Origin of the sequence: Parageobacillus sp. VR-IP, assembly GCF_013357975.1 — a bacterium.
In the GTDB taxonomy this organism is placed as follows: Bacteria; Bacillota; Bacilli; order Bacillales; family Anoxybacillaceae; genus Saccharococcus; species Saccharococcus caldoxylosilyticus.
Genome location: NZ_JABVYQ010000001.1, coordinates 896,972 through 916,477 on the forward strand (window position 1 = coordinate 896,972; position 19,506 = coordinate 916,477).

21 protein-coding genes are annotated in these 19,506 nt (G+C 46.1%); 15 read left to right on the forward strand and 6 right to left on the reverse strand.

Annotation, left to right across the window (positions count from 1 at the left end; genetic code table 11):
* Positions 1-2 precede the first annotated feature (2 nt).
* The 3 genes from mngB to HT574_RS04610 all read left to right on the forward strand — a co-directional run bounded on the left by mngB (position 3) and on the right by HT574_RS04610 (position 5,360).
* Entirely contained in the window at positions 3-2,639 is a 2,637-nt protein-coding gene (gene mngB / locus HT574_RS04600; RefSeq protein WP_309138271.1) for a mannosylglycerate hydrolase, read from the forward strand.
* Between the two features lie 468 nt (positions 2,640-3,107).
* Entirely contained in the window at positions 3,108-4,388 is a 1,281-nt protein-coding gene (locus tag HT574_RS04605) for an MDR family MFS transporter (RefSeq protein WP_175243623.1), read from the forward strand.
* Between the two features lie 201 nt (positions 4,389-4,589).
* Positions 4,590-5,360: a TcaA second domain-containing protein gene (locus HT574_RS04610; RefSeq protein WP_175243624.1), complete on the forward strand. Its 771-nt coding sequence runs from the start codon at positions 4,590-4,592 to the stop codon at positions 5,358-5,360.
* A 30-nt stretch (positions 5,361-5,390) separates the two neighbouring features.
* Here HT574_RS04610 and HT574_RS04615 read toward each other — a convergent pair whose 3' ends face one another.
* Together HT574_RS04615 and HT574_RS20185 are read right to left on the reverse strand one after the other, a co-directional pair.
* A complete protein-coding gene (locus HT574_RS04615; RefSeq protein WP_175243625.1) occupies positions 5,391-6,053 on the reverse strand; it encodes an SIMPL domain-containing protein in 663 nt (220 codons plus the stop codon).
* Positions 6,054-6,074: 21 nt separating this feature from the next.
* Positions 6,075-6,206 carry a hypothetical protein gene (locus tag HT574_RS20185; RefSeq protein ID WP_017437625.1) on the reverse strand — a complete coding sequence of 44 codons (132 nt, stop codon included), beginning with the start codon at positions 6,204-6,206 and terminating at the stop codon, positions 6,075-6,077.
* Between the two features lie 186 nt (positions 6,207-6,392).
* Here HT574_RS20185 and HT574_RS04620 point away from each other — a divergent pair, with 186 nt between their 5' ends.
* Together HT574_RS04620 and HT574_RS04625 are read left to right on the forward strand one after the other, a co-directional pair.
* The gene (locus tag HT574_RS04620; protein ID WP_175243626.1) at positions 6,393-7,058 is read left to right on the forward strand and encodes a 5-bromo-4-chloroindolyl phosphate hydrolysis family protein; all 666 of its coding nucleotides are present in this window, start codon (positions 6,393-6,395) and stop codon (positions 7,056-7,058) included.
* Entirely contained in the window at positions 7,042-8,232 is a 1,191-nt protein-coding gene (locus HT574_RS04625) for a toxic anion resistance protein (RefSeq protein ID WP_175243627.1), read from the forward strand. Before HT574_RS04620 ends, HT574_RS04625 begins: the two co-directional genes overlap by 17 nt.
* 30 nt (positions 8,233-8,262) lie before the next feature.
* Here the strand turns inward: HT574_RS04625 and HT574_RS04630 are convergent, their stop codons facing one another.
* Both HT574_RS04630 and HT574_RS20190 read right to left on the reverse strand, forming a co-directional pair.
* Complete coding sequence (locus tag HT574_RS04630; protein WP_175243628.1) at positions 8,263-8,724, reverse strand: YndM family protein; 462 nt, start codon at positions 8,722-8,724, stop codon at positions 8,263-8,265.
* Between the two features lie 27 nt (positions 8,725-8,751).
* Complete coding sequence (locus HT574_RS20190) at positions 8,752-8,880, reverse strand: hypothetical protein (protein ID WP_256410131.1); 129 nt, start codon at positions 8,878-8,880, stop codon at positions 8,752-8,754.
* Between the two features lie 152 nt (positions 8,881-9,032).
* Here HT574_RS20190 and HT574_RS04635 point away from each other — a divergent pair, with 152 nt between their 5' ends.
* The 6 genes from HT574_RS04635 (at position 9,033) to HT574_RS04660 (ending at position 13,946) form a co-directional block, all read left to right on the forward strand.
* Positions 9,033-9,230, forward strand: coding sequence for a YozQ family protein (locus HT574_RS04635; protein WP_017437620.1), 198 nt, complete (start codon positions 9,033-9,035; stop codon positions 9,228-9,230).
* Positions 9,231-9,328: 98 nt separating this feature from the next.
* Entirely contained in the window at positions 9,329-10,162 is an 834-nt protein-coding gene (locus tag HT574_RS04640; RefSeq protein ID WP_175243629.1) for a DMT family transporter, read from the forward strand.
* Positions 10,163-10,256: 94 nt separating this feature from the next.
* Entirely contained in the window at positions 10,257-10,664 is a 408-nt protein-coding gene (locus HT574_RS04645; RefSeq protein WP_026078681.1) for a VWA-like domain-containing protein, read from the forward strand.
* Positions 10,665-10,851: 187 nt separating this feature from the next.
* Entirely contained in the window at positions 10,852-12,153 is a 1,302-nt protein-coding gene (locus tag HT574_RS04650) for an ammonium transporter (RefSeq protein WP_175243630.1), read from the forward strand.
* Between the two features lie 21 nt (positions 12,154-12,174).
* Positions 12,175-13,221 carry a DUF294 nucleotidyltransferase-like domain-containing protein gene (locus HT574_RS04655; protein WP_175243631.1) on the forward strand — a complete coding sequence of 349 codons (1,047 nt, stop codon included), beginning with the start codon at positions 12,175-12,177 and terminating at the stop codon, positions 13,219-13,221.
* Positions 13,218-13,946, forward strand: coding sequence for an exonuclease domain-containing protein (locus HT574_RS04660; RefSeq protein WP_175243632.1), 729 nt, complete (start codon positions 13,218-13,220; stop codon positions 13,944-13,946). The genes HT574_RS04655 and HT574_RS04660 overlap by 4 nt, the downstream gene beginning before the upstream one ends.
* 35 nt (positions 13,947-13,981) lie before the next feature.
* On the opposite strand, the gene HT574_RS04665 is transcribed toward HT574_RS04660, so the two are convergent.
* Both HT574_RS04665 and HT574_RS04670 read right to left on the reverse strand, forming a co-directional pair.
* Complete coding sequence (locus HT574_RS04665) at positions 13,982-14,476, reverse strand: PCYCGC domain-containing protein (RefSeq protein WP_175243633.1); 495 nt, start codon at positions 14,474-14,476, stop codon at positions 13,982-13,984.
* A gap of 145 nt (positions 14,477-14,621) precedes the next feature.
* Positions 14,622-15,593, reverse strand: a complete 972-nt coding sequence (locus HT574_RS04670) for an ABC transporter substrate-binding protein (RefSeq protein WP_175243634.1) — start codon at positions 15,591-15,593, stop codon at positions 14,622-14,624.
* Positions 15,594-15,784: 191 nt separating this feature from the next.
* Between HT574_RS04670 and HT574_RS04675 the strand changes: the two genes are divergently transcribed.
* The 4 genes from HT574_RS04675 to HT574_RS04690 are packed head-to-tail and all read left to right on the forward strand — an operon-like array spanning position 15,785 to position 19,409.
* On the forward strand, positions 15,785-16,786 hold the full coding sequence (locus HT574_RS04675; protein WP_175243635.1) for a FecCD family ABC transporter permease: 1,002 nt from the start codon (positions 15,785-15,787) through the stop codon (positions 16,784-16,786).
* The gene (locus HT574_RS04680; RefSeq protein ID WP_175243636.1) at positions 16,783-17,835 is read left to right on the forward strand and encodes a FecCD family ABC transporter permease; all 1,053 of its coding nucleotides are present in this window, start codon (positions 16,783-16,785) and stop codon (positions 17,833-17,835) included. Before HT574_RS04675 ends, HT574_RS04680 begins: the two co-directional genes overlap by 4 nt.
* 15 nt (positions 17,836-17,850) lie before the next feature.
* Positions 17,851-18,666, forward strand: a complete 816-nt coding sequence (locus HT574_RS04685; RefSeq protein ID WP_042410469.1) for an ABC transporter ATP-binding protein — start codon at positions 17,851-17,853, stop codon at positions 18,664-18,666.
* Complete coding sequence (locus tag HT574_RS04690; protein ID WP_175243637.1) at positions 18,663-19,409, forward strand: IucA/IucC family C-terminal-domain containing protein; 747 nt, start codon at positions 18,663-18,665, stop codon at positions 19,407-19,409. The genes HT574_RS04685 and HT574_RS04690 overlap by 4 nt, the downstream gene beginning before the upstream one ends.
* The last annotated feature ends 97 nt before the right edge of the window (positions 19,410-19,506 follow it).

A 19,506-nucleotide genomic window follows, 5' to 3' on the forward strand; every position in this document is an offset into this window, starting at 1 on the left:
GGGTGGATAGATTGAAACAATATGTTCACATTGTCCCTCACATGCATTGGGACCGCGAATGGTACTTTTCCACAGAGGAGTCGCGCATTCTGCTTGTCAATAACATGGAAGAAATATTAGAGATGCTCGAAACGAATCCAGATTATCCGTATTACGTTTTGGATGGGCAGACAGTGGTTTTAGAAGATTATCTTGCGGTAAAACCGGAATATAAGGAACGAATCCGCAGTTTAGTTCAGCAAGGAAAGCTAATCATCGGTCCTTGGTATACGCAGACGGATGAAATGGTCGTCGGCGGAGAGTCGATTGTCCGTAACTTGTTATATGGATTGAAAGATTGCCAAGAGTTCGGTGAGCCGATGAAAATCGGCTATCTTCCGGATTCGTTTGGGCAGTCTGCCCAGCTCCCGCAAATACTCAACGGCTTTGGCATTCATCGGGCCATCTTCTGGCGGGGAATTTCCGAACGACACGGCACAGACCGGACGGAGTTTTATTGGGTGAGTGACGACGGCTCCAAAGTGCTTGTGCAAGTATTTCCATTAGGCTATGCCATTGGGAAGTATCTCCCGACTGATGAAGCAACATTAAAGGAACGGATGGATAAATATTTTTCCGTATTAGATAAGAGAGCGACAACCGACCATATTATTATTCCAAACGGGCACGACCAAATGCCGATTCAAAAAAATATTTTCGAAGTTATCGAACAGCTGCGCAAGTTGTATCCGGAAAGAAAATTTTTCTTAAGCCGCTATGAGCATGTTTTTGAGGAGCTAGAAAAACAGGAAGGCCTCGCAACAATTAAAGGAGAATTTTTAGATGGCAAATATATGCGCGTACACCGCAGCATTTACTCGACACGTATGGATATTAAAGCAGCAAACGCAAGAATAGAAAATAAGATAACCAATATTTTAGAGCCGTTGGCAGCGATCGCATCGACGCTAGGGTTTTCTTATCATCATCAATTGATCGAACTCATTTGGAAGGAAATGATGAAAAACCATGCGCACGATAGCATCGGGTGCTGCTGTTCCGATAAAGTCCACCGCGAAATTATGGCGAGATTTTTCATCGCGGAGGAGAAGACAGATCGTTTGATTTCCTTCTATATGAGAAAAATCGCCGATGCGATGCCATCCGATCGATCAATTGACAAGCTGGTGGTATACAATTTGCTTCCTTATGAAAGAAATGAGCCAATTCAAGCAGAAATTACGACAAAATGGAAGAACTTTACGCTAGTCGATGAAACGGGAAAAGAAATTTATTTTGAAGTAGTGGATAAAAAAATAGTGGATCCGGGCTTAATTGATCGTCAAATTGTCCATTACGGAAACTATGATCCGTTTGTCCGCTATACCATTCAGTTTCAAGACCGCATTCCGGCAATGGGATATAAAGCGTATTTCGTTCAAGAAACAGATCACATCATGATAGAGAAACAGCCTGAATCAGTGCCGCAAATTGATACGAATTTTTATACGATCACAGTAAACGAAAACGGCACGCTGAATATTTATGATAAACAATTACATCGAACCTTCAGCGACGTGTTGTTAATAGAAGATATGGTGGATGACGGCGATGAATACGATTATTCTCCTTTATTAGAATTAGACGATTTCGTCGTGTATAGCAAAGATGTAAAAGCAAAGTACTCGTTAAGACAAAATCAATATTTCGCCTACGCTGATATCGAATACCGCCTGCCGGTGCCGGCGGACATCGAGAGCCGCAAGGCAAAACGCTGCGACAGCTTTATCGATGTTGCGATCCATTTGACGATTCCGATGAACCAGCCGCGTATTGATATTCAAATAGAAGTAGAGAATGCGGCGAAAGATCATAGAGTAAGAGTGTACGTTCCAACCGGAATTCCATCGACCCATTCTATCGCGGATAACCAATTTGGCACGATCAAAAGACCGGTCGTCGATCCAGCCATAGAAGTATGGGAGAAAGAGCAATGGGATGAGCGGCCGGATGCCATTTATCCAATGTTAACCTATGTCGGGTTATCCAACGAGGATGGCGGCGTAGCCGTATTAACCAACAGCACAAGAGAATATGAAATTGTTGGAGAACACTATGACACGATTGCGGTGACGCTGTTCCGAAGCGTAGGATATCTTGGAAAAGAAGAGCTAGTCAGAAGGCCGGGGCGTCCTTCGGGAATTAAGCTGGAAACTCCTGATTCACAAATGATCGGAACAAATCGTGTGCATATCGCACTGACAACGCATAAAGGAACGACCGAACAGGCGAACGTGGCAAAAATTGCTAAGCAATTTTTAACACCATTGTATACGTATAATAAAATGCCGTATGATGCGATGAAATTAAATCCAGTTGATTTCCATGTGCCATATCATTACAGCCTTTTTGCGCAAACGGATTCGGACATCGTTTTAAGTACAGTAAAGCGAAGTGAAGATAACAGCGGCATTATCATTCGTTTTTATAATCCTGCACAAGGGGAGAAAATGGCGCAATTTCAGTGGAATCATGCACTCTCCCATATTCACCGCACCAATTTAAATGAAAAGCCGATCGACGCCATTGCGTATGATTCGCGCGGACGGTTTGAAGTAACAGTAAAACAAAATCAAGTGCAAACCGTTTTGATCATATAATCTAAACGATATAAAAGGCGGTTCAATAGCTGGTTTCGGCTTTTGGGCCGCATTCTTTTTGTCTTATAAGGAATCATCTGACCCATCTTTCCATATTCCTGAATTCGTTGGTCAAGGAGAAACGCCTGTATTTAGAAAACACTAATTTGAAAAGAATATTTTCAGCCGCTTTAACCATGCCGGCTGGAGGCCGGATCTGCTGCAAAGAGAAAACTTCCGCAACATTTGGATGAATGGTTTCCAACATTTCGTCTCTCTCTGTTGACGTATTGGACGGACGGCAGTTTAGCAGAAAGTGCATCAGCAGAGCAAACGATTTCTTGAAAAAATAGTCCCGTGTGTAGCGGGGCTGTTTTTTATTGGGAAAATATTTTTCTAAAAAGACAAAAAGGTAAAATAATGGTATAATTTCCGAGGAATTGCAATAATAGTTTTTGCAGTATACAAAGAAATAAACGGAGGTTATTTATGAGGATACGCGACTGGGATCGGAATTTGAAAGTGCGCCTATTTGGTGAGGCGCTCATCAATATTACTTTTTGGATGTTTTTTCCGTTTATGTCCATTTATTTTACTGAATCGTTCGGGAAAGATAAGGCGGGAATGTTGTTAATCATCTCGCAGCTTTTTTCTGTGATTGCTAATTTAATGGGAGGATACTGTGCGGATGCATTTGGACGTAAACGAATGATGGTGCTGTCGGCCTATGGGCAAGGGGCAGCGTTTTTCTTTTTTGCGCTTGCAAGTTCGCCATGGTTTACTTCGCCACTGGTTGGTTTTATTTGTTTTACGATCGCAGGAATTTGCGGATCATTTTATTGGCCAGCAAGCCAGGCGATGGTGGCGGATGTCGTTCCGGAAAAGGACCGAAGCAGCGTATTTGCCGTGTTTTATACGTCCATCAACATTGCGGTGGTGATCGGTCCGATGATTGGCGGAATTTTTTACGAAAACTATCGCTTTGAACTATTGCTCGCTACAGCGTTTTCGTGTTTGCTGCTCGCTATGCTCCTTTCCAAATGGCTCCGCGAAACAGTTCCGGTACAGGGAAATGCAGGGGTGGCACACGGGAAGTGGCATGAGTTTTTACGGCAACAAGTCCAGCAATATAGTGTGATTGTACGCGACCGAATATTTCTATTGTTTATCATTGCCGGCATTCTTGCCGGGCAAACGTTTATGCAGTTGGATTTATTGATTCCTGTGTATACGAAAGATAGTGTGGGGAGACAAACACTATTTTCATTTGGCGATTGGTCGTTTACTCTTAGCGGAGAGAAAGCGTTTGGCCTTCTTATCTCTGAAAACGGCTTTCTTGTCGCGCTGTTTACGGTACTGGTGACGAAATGGATGTCGCGCTATCATGAGCGCACGGCTTTTATTGGCTCTTCCATTGTTTATGGAGTGGCAATTTTTCTATTCGGCCAAACCACATCGATTTGGGGGCTTATTTTTGTGATGGCGTTGTTTACGTTTGGTGAATTGATGACAGCAGGAATTCAGCAAACATTTATTTCTAAATTGGCTCCTGAAGAAATGCGCGGGCAATATTTTGCGGCTGCGAGCCTGCGCTTTACGATCGGGCGGATGATTGCCCCGCTTTCGATCACGGCAACGATATGGCTTGGCTATCAATGGACGTTTTTCCTACTGAGTGTACTTTCCTTTATCAGCGCGGTTTTATATATGTTTGTGTTTCAACAGTTTGAAAAGAAGCGGACGAAGATGGTCGCTTCGTCTTCTTCATAAGGCGATGAAAGCCGGAGAAAAGTCTTATTGGAACGACATTGAGAGAAAAAGATAGAATTAAACCGCATCGTGATGTGCAAACCATTACCCCCTCTTCCCACCTCCGTTTTATAATAAAAGCACACTGTTGTTTCTGTAACATAGATTCCCTGATTCTGGCATAAAGATGAACTAGAATACAGACAGGAGAGGGGAAGTTCGGTGGAACAGCGTGTGTCTTTAGAGAAAACGATACAGGGGGACAATCACCAAGAAAGAGAAATAAAAGATGTGGGAAGCGGTGCGGCGGCGTTGGCGCGCTATGAACAGCGGAAGCAAGCGCGTCTTTTTATGCGGGAGCGGCGGAAAAAGTACTATCGCATCTTCTTACGTACGGCTTTGGCCGTAGCGGCGGTGTGGATCATTGGCGCGCTTTTATGGAAAGGATACAACATGTTGAAAAACGCTGCCAGCAGGGAAATCGCTGTGATGCGCCTTGAGGATGCGCTCAAAGATAAAGATGTTGCCGCGCTGCAAACGTATCTTCGTGTGCCGGACGAAACGATCCCGGTCAATGAAAAGACGCTTGCGCCGTTGTTTTCATACTTAGACGAGCATCCAAATGCGTATGAAACGCTCGAACGTGATTTTGACAGACAGAACGACATGAAACATGTGTATATAAAAGGATTAACGTCGAAACCGCCCATTTTCACCATCAAAGTGTTCGGGGACCGCTATGTGTTTGAACCAACCTTATACTCTATGAACATTCGTTTGAACGAGCCAGATGATGGAATTATGATTAACGGCGAGAAAGTAGAAGGGGAACCGACAAAAGATCCATTTGTGAAAAAAGTCGGTCCGTATTTGCCTGGGGTATATACGGTTACGGTCGTAAAGGCAGATGGGGAAAAACGAAAAAAAGAAACAAAACAAGTGCATTTATTCGGCGGTGCGCGTGTGTATGAAGTGGATTTAGCGAAAGAATAAAGATCCTTCAGCGAATGGAAGGATCTTTTTTTAGTAGGAAAAGACCGCCTGAACGGTGGCGGTGATGGTGATATCTTGCGTCTGAATCGGCGGAGCGGTTGATGATTCCGCTAGCGTGGTCATCGAATAAGGTGCCGGCGGAAAAGAGGCAGCTCTGCTTTCTTCTCTGATTTGAAGGGGGATGTCTTGCATTGGCAAGCCGAGGGTGCGGGCGATGACGATCGCTTTTTCTTTGGCGTTTTTCACCGCCAGCATCAGCGCCTGCTGGTAATAAGGTTGTTCGTTGGCAAGGCGGAATTGGATATGACGGGCGACGTTTGCACCGCTGGTGACGGCGGTGTCGTAAATGTTGCCGACTTTTTTTGTGTCTTTGACGATGATGTCGAAAATATGCTCGACTTCATAGCCGGTCAAGGTGTTTGTTCCATTAGAGTAATTATATTTCGGATAAATAGAAAACGAGGCGGTGTCGATGTCCTCATCACTGACCCCAATTGCTTTTAGCGCATGGATAACGGCATTGGCGCGTTTCGCATTTTCCGCGAGCGCTTCTTGGACGTTGGCGTGTTCGGTTCGCACTCCAAGGGTGATGATGACCGTATCGGGCTTTGCCGTGACCGTTCCCCGTCCTGTCACGGTAATCGTTTGCGCCATTAGTTTGTTTCGCTGCATCGGCATATACCATTCTTGCATGTCCTTTCTCTCCCTCCCCGGTTATGCCGCCTTGCGGTCATCATGATCATGGATGCGCCAGTAGTAGACACGCGGCAGCCCAATATAGCACCAATATTCTTTTAATAATGTCACTCCGACAAAATATACCATTTGCCAATCAATCTGTTTCATCCGTTTCTCTCCTTTTCCAATCCTTTTGTTAAAGCATATTCGTCCGCGGCGTTGTCCTATGCTTGGTGCCTTCCATCGAGACAAAAAGTCAAGATGGAGATGAAACAAAATCGTCATTTATACGTATGAAAGAAAGGGGACATGTTATAATGGAAGTAATAAAGTGCAGGGAGAAAGGGATGAACGATGAAACAGCTGTTGAAGACATTATGGCGCTGGTTTGTTTCATGGAATATAGGAGTTGTGGTGGCCGTCATCGTGTTTTTTCTCGCCGATTTTCACGTCCTTCCTTCCTTTTTATCGGGAATGGGAGCGATGTTCGTTACATCCATGGTGATGAAAAAACGAGATCATCGCATTACGGCGCAAGGGATGTTCAAAGAGGAAAAAGCGTATATTCGCTCCCAGCTCCATGAAGCGCGGAAACAGTGGAAACAAATGCGTCGCGCCCGTTACCGCCTCCGCTCGCTGGTGATGTGGCAAAAAATTTCGCGTATGTGCATGATCGTCGACAAAATGATTCGTGCGGTGGAGCAACATCCACATCAATTTCGCATCGCCCAGCCGTTTTTCTTAAATGAATTGCCAATGGCAGCGACAATGATCGAAAAATATGTGTATTTAACCAATCAGCCTGTGCGCAGCCAGGAGATGAAAGAAGTGCTCTGGAAAACGGAACGGCTTCTCGATGAACTGGCGGGGACGGCAGAAAAACGGCTTCTGGAAATACTTTCAAATGACGTGTTTGATTTACAAGTCGAGGCGAAAATGCTCGAGCAATCGCTAGAGCAGCAAAAGCTTTCGAAAACGATGCAGTGGAGAAAGGAGAACGACTATGAAACCGTCCGATAAGACGCCAGGCGGCGATCTGCAATATCCAGAGTGGACAAGCTCGCTTGACTCGCTCTTGGAAAACCCGTTTTCCTTGCCGAGCGAGCAACATGAAACGGCTGTGGAGCAACCGCAGCCGACAAAGCTTCTTGATACGTTAAAGCCGGAACATCGCGATAAAGCGCTTCAGCTGGCGAAACAAATCGATCCGCGCAATCAGCAGGCAATCATTCAATACGGGGTCGCGGCGCAAGCGGAGCTGTCCAAGTTTTCTCATACGATTCTTCATCATGTGCAGACAAAAGATGCGGGTCCTGTTGGCGAAGTGATCAGTGAGTTAATGACGAAAATTAAAGAGGTAAATCCGGATGATTTGCTTCCGGCGAAAAAAGGGCTGCTTTCGCGGCTATTTGGTACGGTGTCGAAATCGCTGCAAGGACTTGTCGCCAAGTACCAAAAAATCGGTGTCGAAATTGATAAAATCGCTGATCAGCTCGAGAAACATCGGCAGATGCTGTTTCGCGACATTATGATGCTAGAGACGCTGTATGAGAAAAATAAAGAATACTTTGATGCGCTAAATATTTATATCGCCGCGGCGGAATATAAATTGGAAGAGTTGCGGACAAAAGTGATTCCGGAAAAACGCGCCCAGGCAGAACGGTCAGGAAACCAAATGGAAATGCAGGAAGTCAACGATTTGCTGCAGTTTGCCGATCGTTTGGAAAAGCGGATCCATGATTTAAAATTAAGCCGGCAAGTAACGATTCAAACAGCTCCGCAAATCCGTATGATTCAGCATATGAACCAAACGCTTGTCGAACGCATTCAATCGTCGATTTTAACGGCGATCCCGCTATGGAAAAACCAAGTCGTGATCGCCTTGACCTTATTCCGCCAGCAAAAAGCGGTTGAAGCGCAAAAGCAAGTGGCGGAAACGACGAATAACTTGCTGCTTCGCAATTCGGAAATGCTGAAAACAAACAGCATAGAAGTCGCAAAGGAAAATGAGCGCGGGCTTATTGATATTGAAACGTTGAAAAAAACGCAGGAAAATTTGGTGGCTACCTTAGAGGAAACGTTGAAAATTCAGGAAGAAGGCCGCCGCAAACGGCAGCAGGTCGAACGGGAGCTCGTGACGATGGAAGAACAGCTGAAACAGACGTTATTGTCATTGAAACGCAACGATCGATAAAGAAAAAGCTGACCTCTCATCTAGATGAGGTCAGCTTTTCTGTTTTTGGTCATCATGATCTGCTTCACGGCGGACGTCGAATTCTTCCGCCATCTCCGTTTGCCATTCACGTCCAAGTAAAGGCACACCTTCTTCTTCTTGGCCGCGAAGGATGAAGCGTTGGACATAAGCATGGAACAACACTTCGCCAAGCGCGACAAGCAGCGCGGAAAAGAACGCGGCGTTTAAAACCGCAGTACCGTTGCCATCGTAAAAAGCACCGATGCCGATCCAGACGCCGACAAAAGCGAGGCCAAAGTCCGCAATCGCCGCTGATAGATTCCCAAAGCGCGGGAGAAGGTACAAATCGCCGAGCGCATAAGCAACGATGGTCATCCACAGGCTGAACCATAACAGTTCCGCCGAGGAGACGCGCAAAAATAGCGGGACGATCGCAAAAAAGACCGTAGCCAGCAGCACGTACTTTAATGCAAGTGCGATTAAATGTTTCATTTTTAAACGCCATCCTTTAACCGAACATTATTCGGCCGGGAAATTTGGTCCTTCCAATTTTTTGTCTCCATATCCAGGCTGTTTTTCGGTATCTTTTTCCGGTTGTTGTTTTTTTTGCTGTTGTTCGACGTTGTTGTTTTGCTTTGTTTGTTTCATGATGTTCATCCTCTCTTCCATGAATGGTTTACCATTAGTTTGCCGTTTTGATGCGAATGTATGCATGCAATACCCATAAACTTCCTCTTTTTATTTTGCCTTGTTGTTCCACATTAATAGTGAGCGGAAATGAACAAGGAGGAATCTGATCCATGGAAAAGAACGAACAGCTGCAAATTGCGGGAAGACAGTACGAGCCATCCGATGAGGAAGCGTCGTCTTTTTCCGCTTCCGCGTTGGCACAAACGCATGAGCAGGTAAGCGATGTATATGCGGAAGGGACAGTGGAAGCCGTCATCGATAACGTGGAGGGAAAAGACATCCCTCTTTCCCGAGAACGAAAACAGTAACAGCGGAGCGTCAAGGCAGGAAAAAGCCTTGACGTTTTTACGTTTTTTGGATTTATAATAGAGATTGTACAATTTATTCAACAGGGAGAGGGACAGACGTGTGGTTGGCTGCTGCTGTGATGACCGCGGTTTGTTTCGGTATTAACAATACGCTGTTTAAATGGAGCACGCGCCATTCGATGTCGAAACAACATATCCAGTTTTATTTTTATATGGTGGCGTTTGGCATTATGGCGTTGTATGGATGGATGACAAAATCGCTTCATCCAAGCGCGACATCGATGATGCTCGGAGCGTTGATCGGGATTTGCAATGCGACGGGAAACATGCAAATGTCGGGGGCGTTTGAGAAAGGGCCGGCCAGTTTGACGGCTCCGCTGGTGGCAGTAAATGCGATTTTTCCGGTGCTGGCAGCGGGGGTTGTTTTTGGCGAACATATTCCGCTTTTACACTGGATCGGCATTTTATGTATGTTATGTTCCGCTGCGATTATTCAATATACTCCGAAAGTGGAGAAAGGAAATCATGAATACATACCTTGGCTGTTTCATATCGCCATGGCGATCATTTCGTTTGGAATAGTAGGAATTTTAATGAAGTGGTGTTCGGTCATCGGCATCGGTTCGCTCGACTTGCTGACGGCGATGTATGGCGGCGGCGGGCTGTATTTATATTGGAGCTGCCGCAAAACGATTGTCCATAAACGGGAGTTTCGGGTGGGCGCGACGGTGGCTTTTTTCAGCGTCATCGGCTTTAGCTGCTATTTTTATGCGCTTACGACAGGCATCGCATCCATCGTTTTTCCTGTTGTCAGCTTAAACTGCCTCATTGTCGTTTTTTTAGGTTGTTACTTATTCAAGGAAAGACTAAAAGCGTACCAGCTTATCGGCATTGCGACTGCCTTATGCGGATTAATTTTGACAAAATTGTAGGAGAAAGAGGAAAGAAAAACAGTTCGTACTCAGCTTCCTTCCCGTTCATACTAGTACTGTACATTGCCATACTATATTAGGGGGGCTGATGATTGTGAAATGGCAACGAGCAATTTTGGCATTACTAAAAGAACGGAAAGATCATTCCATTGCCTTGGCGATTGATACGTCCACCCGCCCATCACGTCCCGTGCTCATTCAAAACATTGTCAAGCTGTTTGAAAAAGTACGGCCGGATACGCTGCTCGTGCAAGCGGATTTTAAAATTCGCGACGTATCTCCGGTCGGTGTTGCCACCATTAAGTATTTTAAACATGGAAAATCATCATATACAGAAGTGTTGGAATGGGCAGCGGAGCAAAAAATCGATACGCTTTTTTACATCACCGATGTCACTGGCTATTTTTATGAAGAATTGCAAGTCGACTATGAAGTATTTTGGCTTGTACCGGACGACTATATGCCGCGCGTGCCGTTCGGAAAGCCGATTCGCGTCGCGTAAAATGTACGGAATGCCTTAAGGCATTCCGTTTTTTCTTTGCGATATTGATAAAATATATGTTACAAAACATAACAAAATCTATTAAGTAATCGGTTGCAAAAGGAAGTTAATATTGAAATTTGCTTTTTATTTGTTATATATTATTACATATAAAGTTATAAAAAATTACATTAAAGGGGAGAAGTGAATGGATGGCAAAATGCTAGCTGCGGGTCTTGACGCATTATGGGTAATGGTGAGCGCGGTGCTGGTAATCGGAATGCAGGCTGGATTCGCGCTTTTAGAAGCGGGGTCGACGAGAATGAAAAATTCGGGGCATGTCGCCGGAAAACAGATTCTCAGCTTTGCGATCGCCTCGCTGGCGTTTTGGGCATTTGGCTTCGCGGTTGCGTTTGGAGAGGGAAATCGCCTAATGGGAACGGATGGATGGTTTTTAAAAGGGGATGAAAAGACGTTTGCTTCGTTGTCATGGGCGAATGTTCCGCTAGCGTTGAAATTTTTGTTTCAGCTCGGTTTTGTCGGGGTGTCGCTCGCGATTGCCTGGGGAGGATTTGCCGAGCGCGCCAAGTTATCGGTCTATTTTCTGTTTGGAACGATTTTTACGATCGCCATATATCCGGTCATTGGCCATTGGGTATGGGGCGGCGGATGGCTTGGTGAAATAGGCATGCAAGATTTTGCTGGCTCTACGGTCGTTCATTTGCAAGGGGCGATCGCCGCGTTGGTCGCGACGGTTTTGCTTGGACCGCGCATCGGCAAGTTCAATAAAGATAAAACGCCGAACGTCATTCCGGGACACAACCAAGTGTATACCGTCATCGGCGGATTGATTTTATGGATCGGCTGGTTTGGGTTTAATGCGGGGAGCACGATGGCGGTAGGCGATGGCTTTTTCGGTTATGTGGCGTTAACGACGAATTTAGCGGCTGCGGCGGGAGCGGTTGCCTCGCTTATCACGGCGAAAATCATGGTTGGAAAAGCGGATATTCCAGCGATGGTCAACGGGGTGCTTGCCGCGCTTGTAGCGATTACAGCGGCGTGCGCTTTCGTGGAGCCATGGGCGGCGGTAGTAATCGGCGCGGCTGCCGGCTCATTGACATTTTGGACGTCGATTTATTTTGAGCGAAAAGGGATCGATGACCCGATTTACGCGTTTTCCGTGCACGGCATTTCCGGCATCATCGGTACGATTTCGACTGGATTTTTCGCTTCGCCGCGATTAGTCGAAATAACCGGGATCGGCAAAGCGGGCCTTATGTATGGCGGCGGATTTCATCAATTGATCGTGCAGACGGCCGGCGTGCTCGGCGCATCGGTTTATGTAGCGATCGTCTCCTTTGTCGTCTTGTTTGTATTAAAGAAAACGATTGGATTGCGCGTGACGGCAGAACAAGAAATTTCTGGATTGGATATTAGCGAACACGGTTCATACGGTTATCCGGAGCAGTTGGATCCTGCCTATCAGCCGAAGCCGATGGTGCAACAGTAATCTTGTTTAAGGTGAACGATCATGGAATCGTTATATGAATGGGTGAAGCAATTGGAAGAGGCGCAAACGATCGGGGAGCTCCGACTGTATCATGATGAGCTCGCCAGACGGTTGCGTTATCAGCTGCGCTGGGAGGAACTTGAGGTGATTTCTGAAATCGTCGCTGATGCGCATGATGCGATGATGAGACGGGTGTTTTGTTTGGCCGAACAGGAAACATTGCGCGCGATAGCCGGCGTCCGTCCGCGCAGCTGGTGCTGGTATGCGATGGGAAGCATCGGGAGGCGGGAGCCGACGATATGGACGGACCAAGATCATGGTATTTTGTTTGCCTGCGCGGAGCAGGAAGAGCAACAATGTTATGAATTCATCCGCCATATGGCCGCTGTAGGAACGAATTATTTGCACGAAATTGGCTACCCGTATTGTTCCGGCTACGTAATGGCGACAAACAAACGGTGGGGGCAGTCGCTTTGCGATTGGAAGCAACAGATCAAGATGTATATAAGCGGCTGTCTTCCTAATGATATCCGCTTTTTGTTTATCGCCATGGATATGCGGCCGATTTATGGGGATAGCGAGCTGGTTGATGACAGCAGGCGGACGCTGTTTCGTTCGACGAACGAGAAGGCGCAGCTATTGCGGCAAATGGGGGAGCATGTGATGTTTCCTAGCGTCCCTTTAGGCTGGATAGGCAACGTGCAAATGGAACGGTGGGGACCCCACAGTGGAGCGATTCATATGAAGCATAGCGGGTATGTGCAAATCGTCAACGCGCTAAAGTGGCTGGCGTGTGCTGCCAATATTTCCGCGGCGACGACATGGGAACGGTGGCGCGAGATCACAAACAAGAAGCTGCTTCCGCTGCCGTTGGCGGAGAAAGTGAGGGATGCGCTCTTGACGTATTACTATATTCGGATAAAGTATGCAACGGAAGCGACAAACGAGCGGGACTATGTATTATGGCGCGCACTGGAAACAAACGAACGAACACGGCTGAAAAAAGCGATGAAGACCGTAAAAAAGCTGCAGCGGCTTGTCCTACGGCGGGCAGGTGGTATTAGGTGAGGGAGCGGCATCGTTTTTGGCAGCGGGCGCTTCGCTTGCTGTCGCTGGAAATACCGCGCGAAGCATTGTCTGCCTTCCTAGACGGGGAGCATTCGCTGCATCAGGAAATGTGGCTGCGATCGCTGCGGAAAGAAAAGCAGCAAATCGATATAACTACTCCTTTAGCGGAAGTGCCTTTTGTAATTATTGACATGGAAACGACGGGGTTTTCTCCGCAGCAGGGCGACGAAATTTTGGCGATGGCGGCGGCGAAAACATTAAACGGAATCGTAAAAGAGAGATATTTTACGCTCGTTTGTCCGGAAAAAACGATTCCGCCGCATATTTCCGCGTTGACGGGAATTCAGACGAAAGACGTCCTGCATGCCCCGCGCCTACGGGAGGCGCTCCGTTCATTTTTATCGTTTATTCATGGCGAAGTAATGATCGGCTATCATATTGGCCATGATTTATCGTTTCTCCGCCACTTTCTCTGGAAGTATTATCGGACCAAATGGGCCGCGCGCTTTTTCGATATGCAGCCAATGGTGGAAATGATTTTGCGCTGTTCGTGTCCTACGTTCGATGAAGCGCTGCAATATTACGAAATTTTATGCCAAAAGCGGCATACGGCTGACGGCGATGTTGAGGCGATGGCAAAGCTATGGAAGGTGTTATTGGAGGAATTAAAACAACGCAACATTGAAACGTTGCGTGATTTGTATACGGCGTTAAGTATGCGGTAAATAGGCTATCTCCGGTAAGAGAGATAGCCTTTCTATTATAATGATTTCGTTGGCGTCGGTTCCGCGTAGCCTTCTTTATATTTTTCATCAATCATTTGGCGAATTTCCTTGATGGATTTTCCTTGTTTATAGGCGGCGATGGATTCAGCGGCAATATCGAGGCAGACGCCGCATTTGGTCGCATGGTCATCCCAAACAATGGAGCCGTTTTTTCTCGTCTCATAAACGAAACAATCGTAGTTATTTTTATGTCCAGCCGCTTCACCGCAGCCGCAGTAGCAAGGAATATGTTCGAGCAAGTCTTTATGCTTGGCGGCTTGCTGATACAGGACGGCCATATCTTCTTCAAAATTGCTTAGAAAGGTTGGAAGATGGTCGATCGATTTCGTCGTTTCGCGGATATCGCCGGAATTGGTTGTATATGTCATGGAATGGTCATGCTTCGCTTCGCTTGCTTTGTCATCGGAGCAAGCGCCCATGATGATGCCAAATGAAAGCAGACATGCTGCCATGATGGCGGTTCGCTTCATGCCATCGTCATCCTTTCCATATAGGTTTGTACTTTGAATTTAACATAGTATTGTAGAAGCGACAACTTTTTTCATCGACAGCGCTATCGATTGCAGGTGCCTGCATAAAAAAGCTGCCCTGCAGAAGAGGGCAGCTTTTTTCCGTTTACGGTTGTTGCACGAAATATTTTTCGATGTCATCAAGCATTAAATGGGCAGCGAGCACACCGCCTGCCGTGTTCCAAATCGTGTCGCTTACTTTGTATACTTTTCCTTGTTTTGCAACGTTTAAGCTTTTAAAGAGCGGGTCGTTAATCCATTCTTTTTCTAGTTTGTTTGCTTCTCCGTCTCCTGTTTCATAGGTGAAGTAGAAGAGGATATCGCCGTCCATCGCTGGGATGCGTTCTTTCGTTACACCCGTTTCCGCAAAGTCGTTGACATTTTGCGATTCCGGACGGGCAAATCCTAGCTGGTCTAAAATGACGCCGGAGAACGAGTCTTTATGATAAATGCGGACATCTCCCGGCATAAAGCGAACGATGGATACTTTCATCTTCAATTTGTCGCCTAATTTTGCTTTTAATTCTTCAATACGCTTGTCATATTTGGCGATGACTTCTTTTCCTTTTTCTTCTTTATTTACTGCTTTGGCATAGAGCATAAAATTGTCTTTCCAGTTGCCACGGAGCGTTTCCGAAAAAACAGTAGGAGCGATTTTGGATAGCTGCTCGTAAATTTTTTCATGGCGCAGTTTATTGCCGATAATTAGATCCGGTTTTAATGCGGCGATCGCTTCTAGGCTTGGTTCTGCTTCCGTTCCCAGCTCCTTGACGCCCTTCATTTTATCTTTAATGTGATCGTACCAAGGGTCACCCGTCCATGATTTGACGGCGCCGACCGGTTTAACACCTAACGCTAATAGCGCTTCCGTTCCTTCATTCGTTAAAATGACGACGCGTTTTGGAGTTCCTTTTATTTCTGTGGTGTCCATGGCGTGTCTAACGGTATAGCTTATTTCTTTTTGTTTTTCATTTCCATTGTTTTTTGGCTCTGCCTCCTCGTTTTTACTGCAGCCAGCGAGAATGACAAGAAGGGAGAGAGCAGCGGCGAGGAGAAAAGAGAACTTAGATTTGAACATTATGTATCCCCCTTAATTTTGATAATGATTTTCATTTACAAGAGAAATGATAAATGAAGACGATAATCATTGTCAATATAAAATGAAAAAATGATGAGAAATGGTTGAAAATAAAATAAAAAACCATTGACATTGAGAGTCATTATCAAATAGACTTATCGATAGAGATAGATATATAAGGGAGATTTACGATGTTAGCTACAAACCGGAAGAGATCGATTGGTTTGTTTATCCTATGCTTGTTGTTCATGACAGCCATTTGGATGAGCATCATTTACGGCTATACCGATACAAATTGGAAAAATGCGATAGAGGCGTTCACGAACAATAACGGTTCGAATGCCCATATCATTATTGAAACGGTCCGCCTGCCGCGGGCGTTGATTGCCGCAGCGGTGGGGGCAAGTTTAGCGATGGCGGGGGCGCTCATGCAGGCGTTGACGAAAAACCCGCTTGCATCGCCAGGAATTTTTGGCATTAATGCGGGGGCTGGCTTTTTTATTGTTCTATTTGTGACCTTTTTCCAAGTACATTCGCTGCAAATATTTACATGGCTAGCTTTTAGCGGTGCTGCGCTGGCAGCGGCAATCGTGTTTATCATTAGCGCAGTCGGAAAAGACGGAGCAACCCCCTTGAAATTAACGCTTGCCGGCACGGCGGTCGCCGCCTTGTTTGCTTCGTTAACACAAGGAATGTTAGCCGCAAATGAAAAGGCGCTGGAAGAAGTGTTATTTTGGCTAGCCGGTTCGATAGCCGGACGGAAGCTGGAAATGTTAACAGCCGTTCTTCCATACTTTATCGTTGGCTGGATTGGATCACTGCTGCTCGCGCAAAAAGTGAACATTTTAATGATGGGTGATGATGTGGCGAAAGGTTTAGGGCAGCGCACGAATGCGGCGAAAGTAGGATTAGCGCTTCTTGTCGTATTACTTGCCGGCAGTTCGGTCGCCGTTGCCGGACCGATTGGATTTATCGGCATCATCGTTCCACATATTGCGCGTGCGCTAGTTGGCGTGGACCATCGCTGGGTCTTGCCGTATTGTGCCTTGATCGGAGCGATTTTATTGATTGCGGCTGATATTGGGGCGCGCTATATTTTAATGCCGCGCGAAGTTCCGGTCGGAATTGTGACAGCGTTTTTTGGTGTTCCGTTTTTTATTTATATTGCCCGTAGGGGGATTTTAGCAAAATGAAGAAGTATGCATCGCTGCGAGTCGGGAAATCGATCTCGTTTTTGGTCGATAAAAAAGCGATAACCATTAGTTTGATTTTATTAGCTGTTAGCGTGGTCATATTTCTTGTCAGTGCGGGAAGCGGCGAAATGTATATTTCCCCGTTAGAAGTGGCGAAAACGCTGTTTGGAAATGGTTCGGCCATGAACGAAATCGTGATTTATACGTTTCGCTTGCCGCGCATTCTTGTCGCATTGTTAGCGGGGATGTCGCTTGCCGTAGCAGGGGCGATTTTGCAAGGAATGATCCGCAATCCGCTCGCCTCGCCGGACGTGCTCGGCATTACGGGCGGATCCGCTGCAGCGGTCGTTACGTTTTTGACGTTGTTTAGCGACAAAAATAATTCCTTAACCATCAGCATCCATTGGCTGCCGCTCGGCGCGTTTGTCGGTGCGACGGTAACTGCCTTGCTCGTGTATATGCTGGCTTGGAAAAACGGCATGGCACCGCTGAGGCTTGTATTAATAGGGATTGCAATATCCGCACTGATGCAGGCGCTCACAATGTTATTAATGATTACCGGCCCGATTTACCGGGCGAGCCAGGCGAACGTTTGGATTACTGGAAGCGTCTACGGCGCTTCGTGGAAGCATGTCACACTGCTTGCGCCATGGGCTTTGATTTTGCTTGCGGCTAGCTGGCTATCAGCACGGAAGATGAACATTCAAGAATTAGGAGATGAATTGGCAATCGGAGCGGGAGTTTCCTTGCAAAAGCAACGTTTTTTCCTTCTTTTATTAAGCACTGCCTTAACCGGAGGAGCGGTCGCTTTTGCGGGAGGCATTGGCTTTGTCGGGTTGATGGCGCCGCATATGGCAAGAAGGCTTGTCGGTTCTTCATTTGGCGCACTTATTCCTGCATCCGCGTTATTAGGAGCCATTTTAGTGATGGCGGCTGACCTTGCCGGACGCATGCTGTTTGCCCCAATGGAAATTCCAGCCGGGGTATTTACAGCGGCAGTTGGGGCGCCGTATTTTATTTACCTATTATATAAAAGCCGATATGCATAAAAGGGGTGGAAGAATATGAACGCCTTACAAGCAAAAGAGCTAACATTATCATATGGAAATACGATTATTATTGATGAGTTGGATTTAATGATTCCAAAAGGAGAAATTACCGTATTTATCGGGGGGAACGGCTGCGGGAAATCGACGCTGCTTCGCGCTTTGGCGCGGCTTTTGAAGCCGAAAGGCGGTTTGGTTTTACTAGAAGGAAAAGAAATCGCAAAATTGCCGACAAAAGAGGTGGCGAAAAAACTGGCGATTTTACCGCAATCGCCGACGGCACCGGAAGGATTGACGGTACTGCAGCTTGTTAAACAGGGGCGGTATCCGTATCAGACATGGCTGAAGCAATGGAGTGACGAAGACGAGCAAGCGGTGCGGCGTGCGCTCGAGGCGACGAGAATGACAGAATTGGCGGAGCGTCCGGTCGATTCGCTCTCAGGGGGACAGCGGCAGCGCGCTTGGATCGCGATGACATTAGCGCAAGATACGGACATTATTTTATTGGACGAACCGACAACCTACTTGGATATGACGCACCAGATTGAAATTCTTGATTTATTGTTTGAACTAAATGAGAAAGAAAAGCGCACGATTGTCATGGTGCTTCATGACCTCAACTTGGCGTGCCGCTATGCACATCATATTGTTGCGATTCGCGATAAAAAAATATATGCGCAAGGAAAGCCAGAAGAAATCATTTCCTGCCAACTGGTGAAAGACGTATTTCAAATGGATTGTCAAGTGACATATGATCCATTATTTGGCACTCCGCTTTGCATTCCGTATGGAAAAGGAAGATGTATTTTGCAGAAAGAAGGCGTTTCATCATGATTCTTTCCACAGAGGAAATAAAGGTATTAGAAACGTATCGGCTTTCAGTGGTGCGGATAGACTCGCCGCTATCGATTCGCATTGATCAGTTGCATAAGGAGAATGTTCTTGTCGATTATTTAGAAAAAGTTCGTCAAAAGCTAGGTGCCGCCAATAAAGTGGTGGCGGCATCCATGTTGATCAAACGTTATAGCTTTCTTGCAGCGATGTCGTTATATGCGATGTCCGTTTGGAATAAACGGCTTGTGCTGTCACCAGAGCGGATTTGGATGGAAACGGATGATAATGATGATATGTGGCTGCCGACTTTTCGTTTTGAAGAGCTCAAGGCAGAAATATGCACAGGCTGCCGCGACCAATGGCGAGAAGAGACGGTACGCCAGTTATTTGCTGGACATTTCTCTCCATTAATAGAAAAGCTACGAAGCATAACGAAAATATCTGTCCATATATTATGGGAAAATATTGCTATTTATATTTATTGGTTGTATGAGACGTTAGGCAAAGATGATTCGCTTGCCTACATTCGCGAACAACTTTACAACGACTTTCATTTCCTTGTTCACGACGCTGATGGAGCGTTATTCGGCACTTTTCGACAAAATCCGTTAAAACGGTTTTGGAAAGGAAATGCGGGCGTGAAGCAGCGGACCACATGCTGCCTTTACTACCAAACAGAAGGAGGAATGCACTGCCAGACATGCCCGTGCATCCTCCGCGAGCGTTATCCGAAAACGAGTTGAAACAGCACCTATTTTACGGTGCCGTTTCTTTTTTTTTACCAAATTTTTTCGCGAAATTTGTTGATTTTTATCGATATTTTCGTGAAAATGAAAGTAT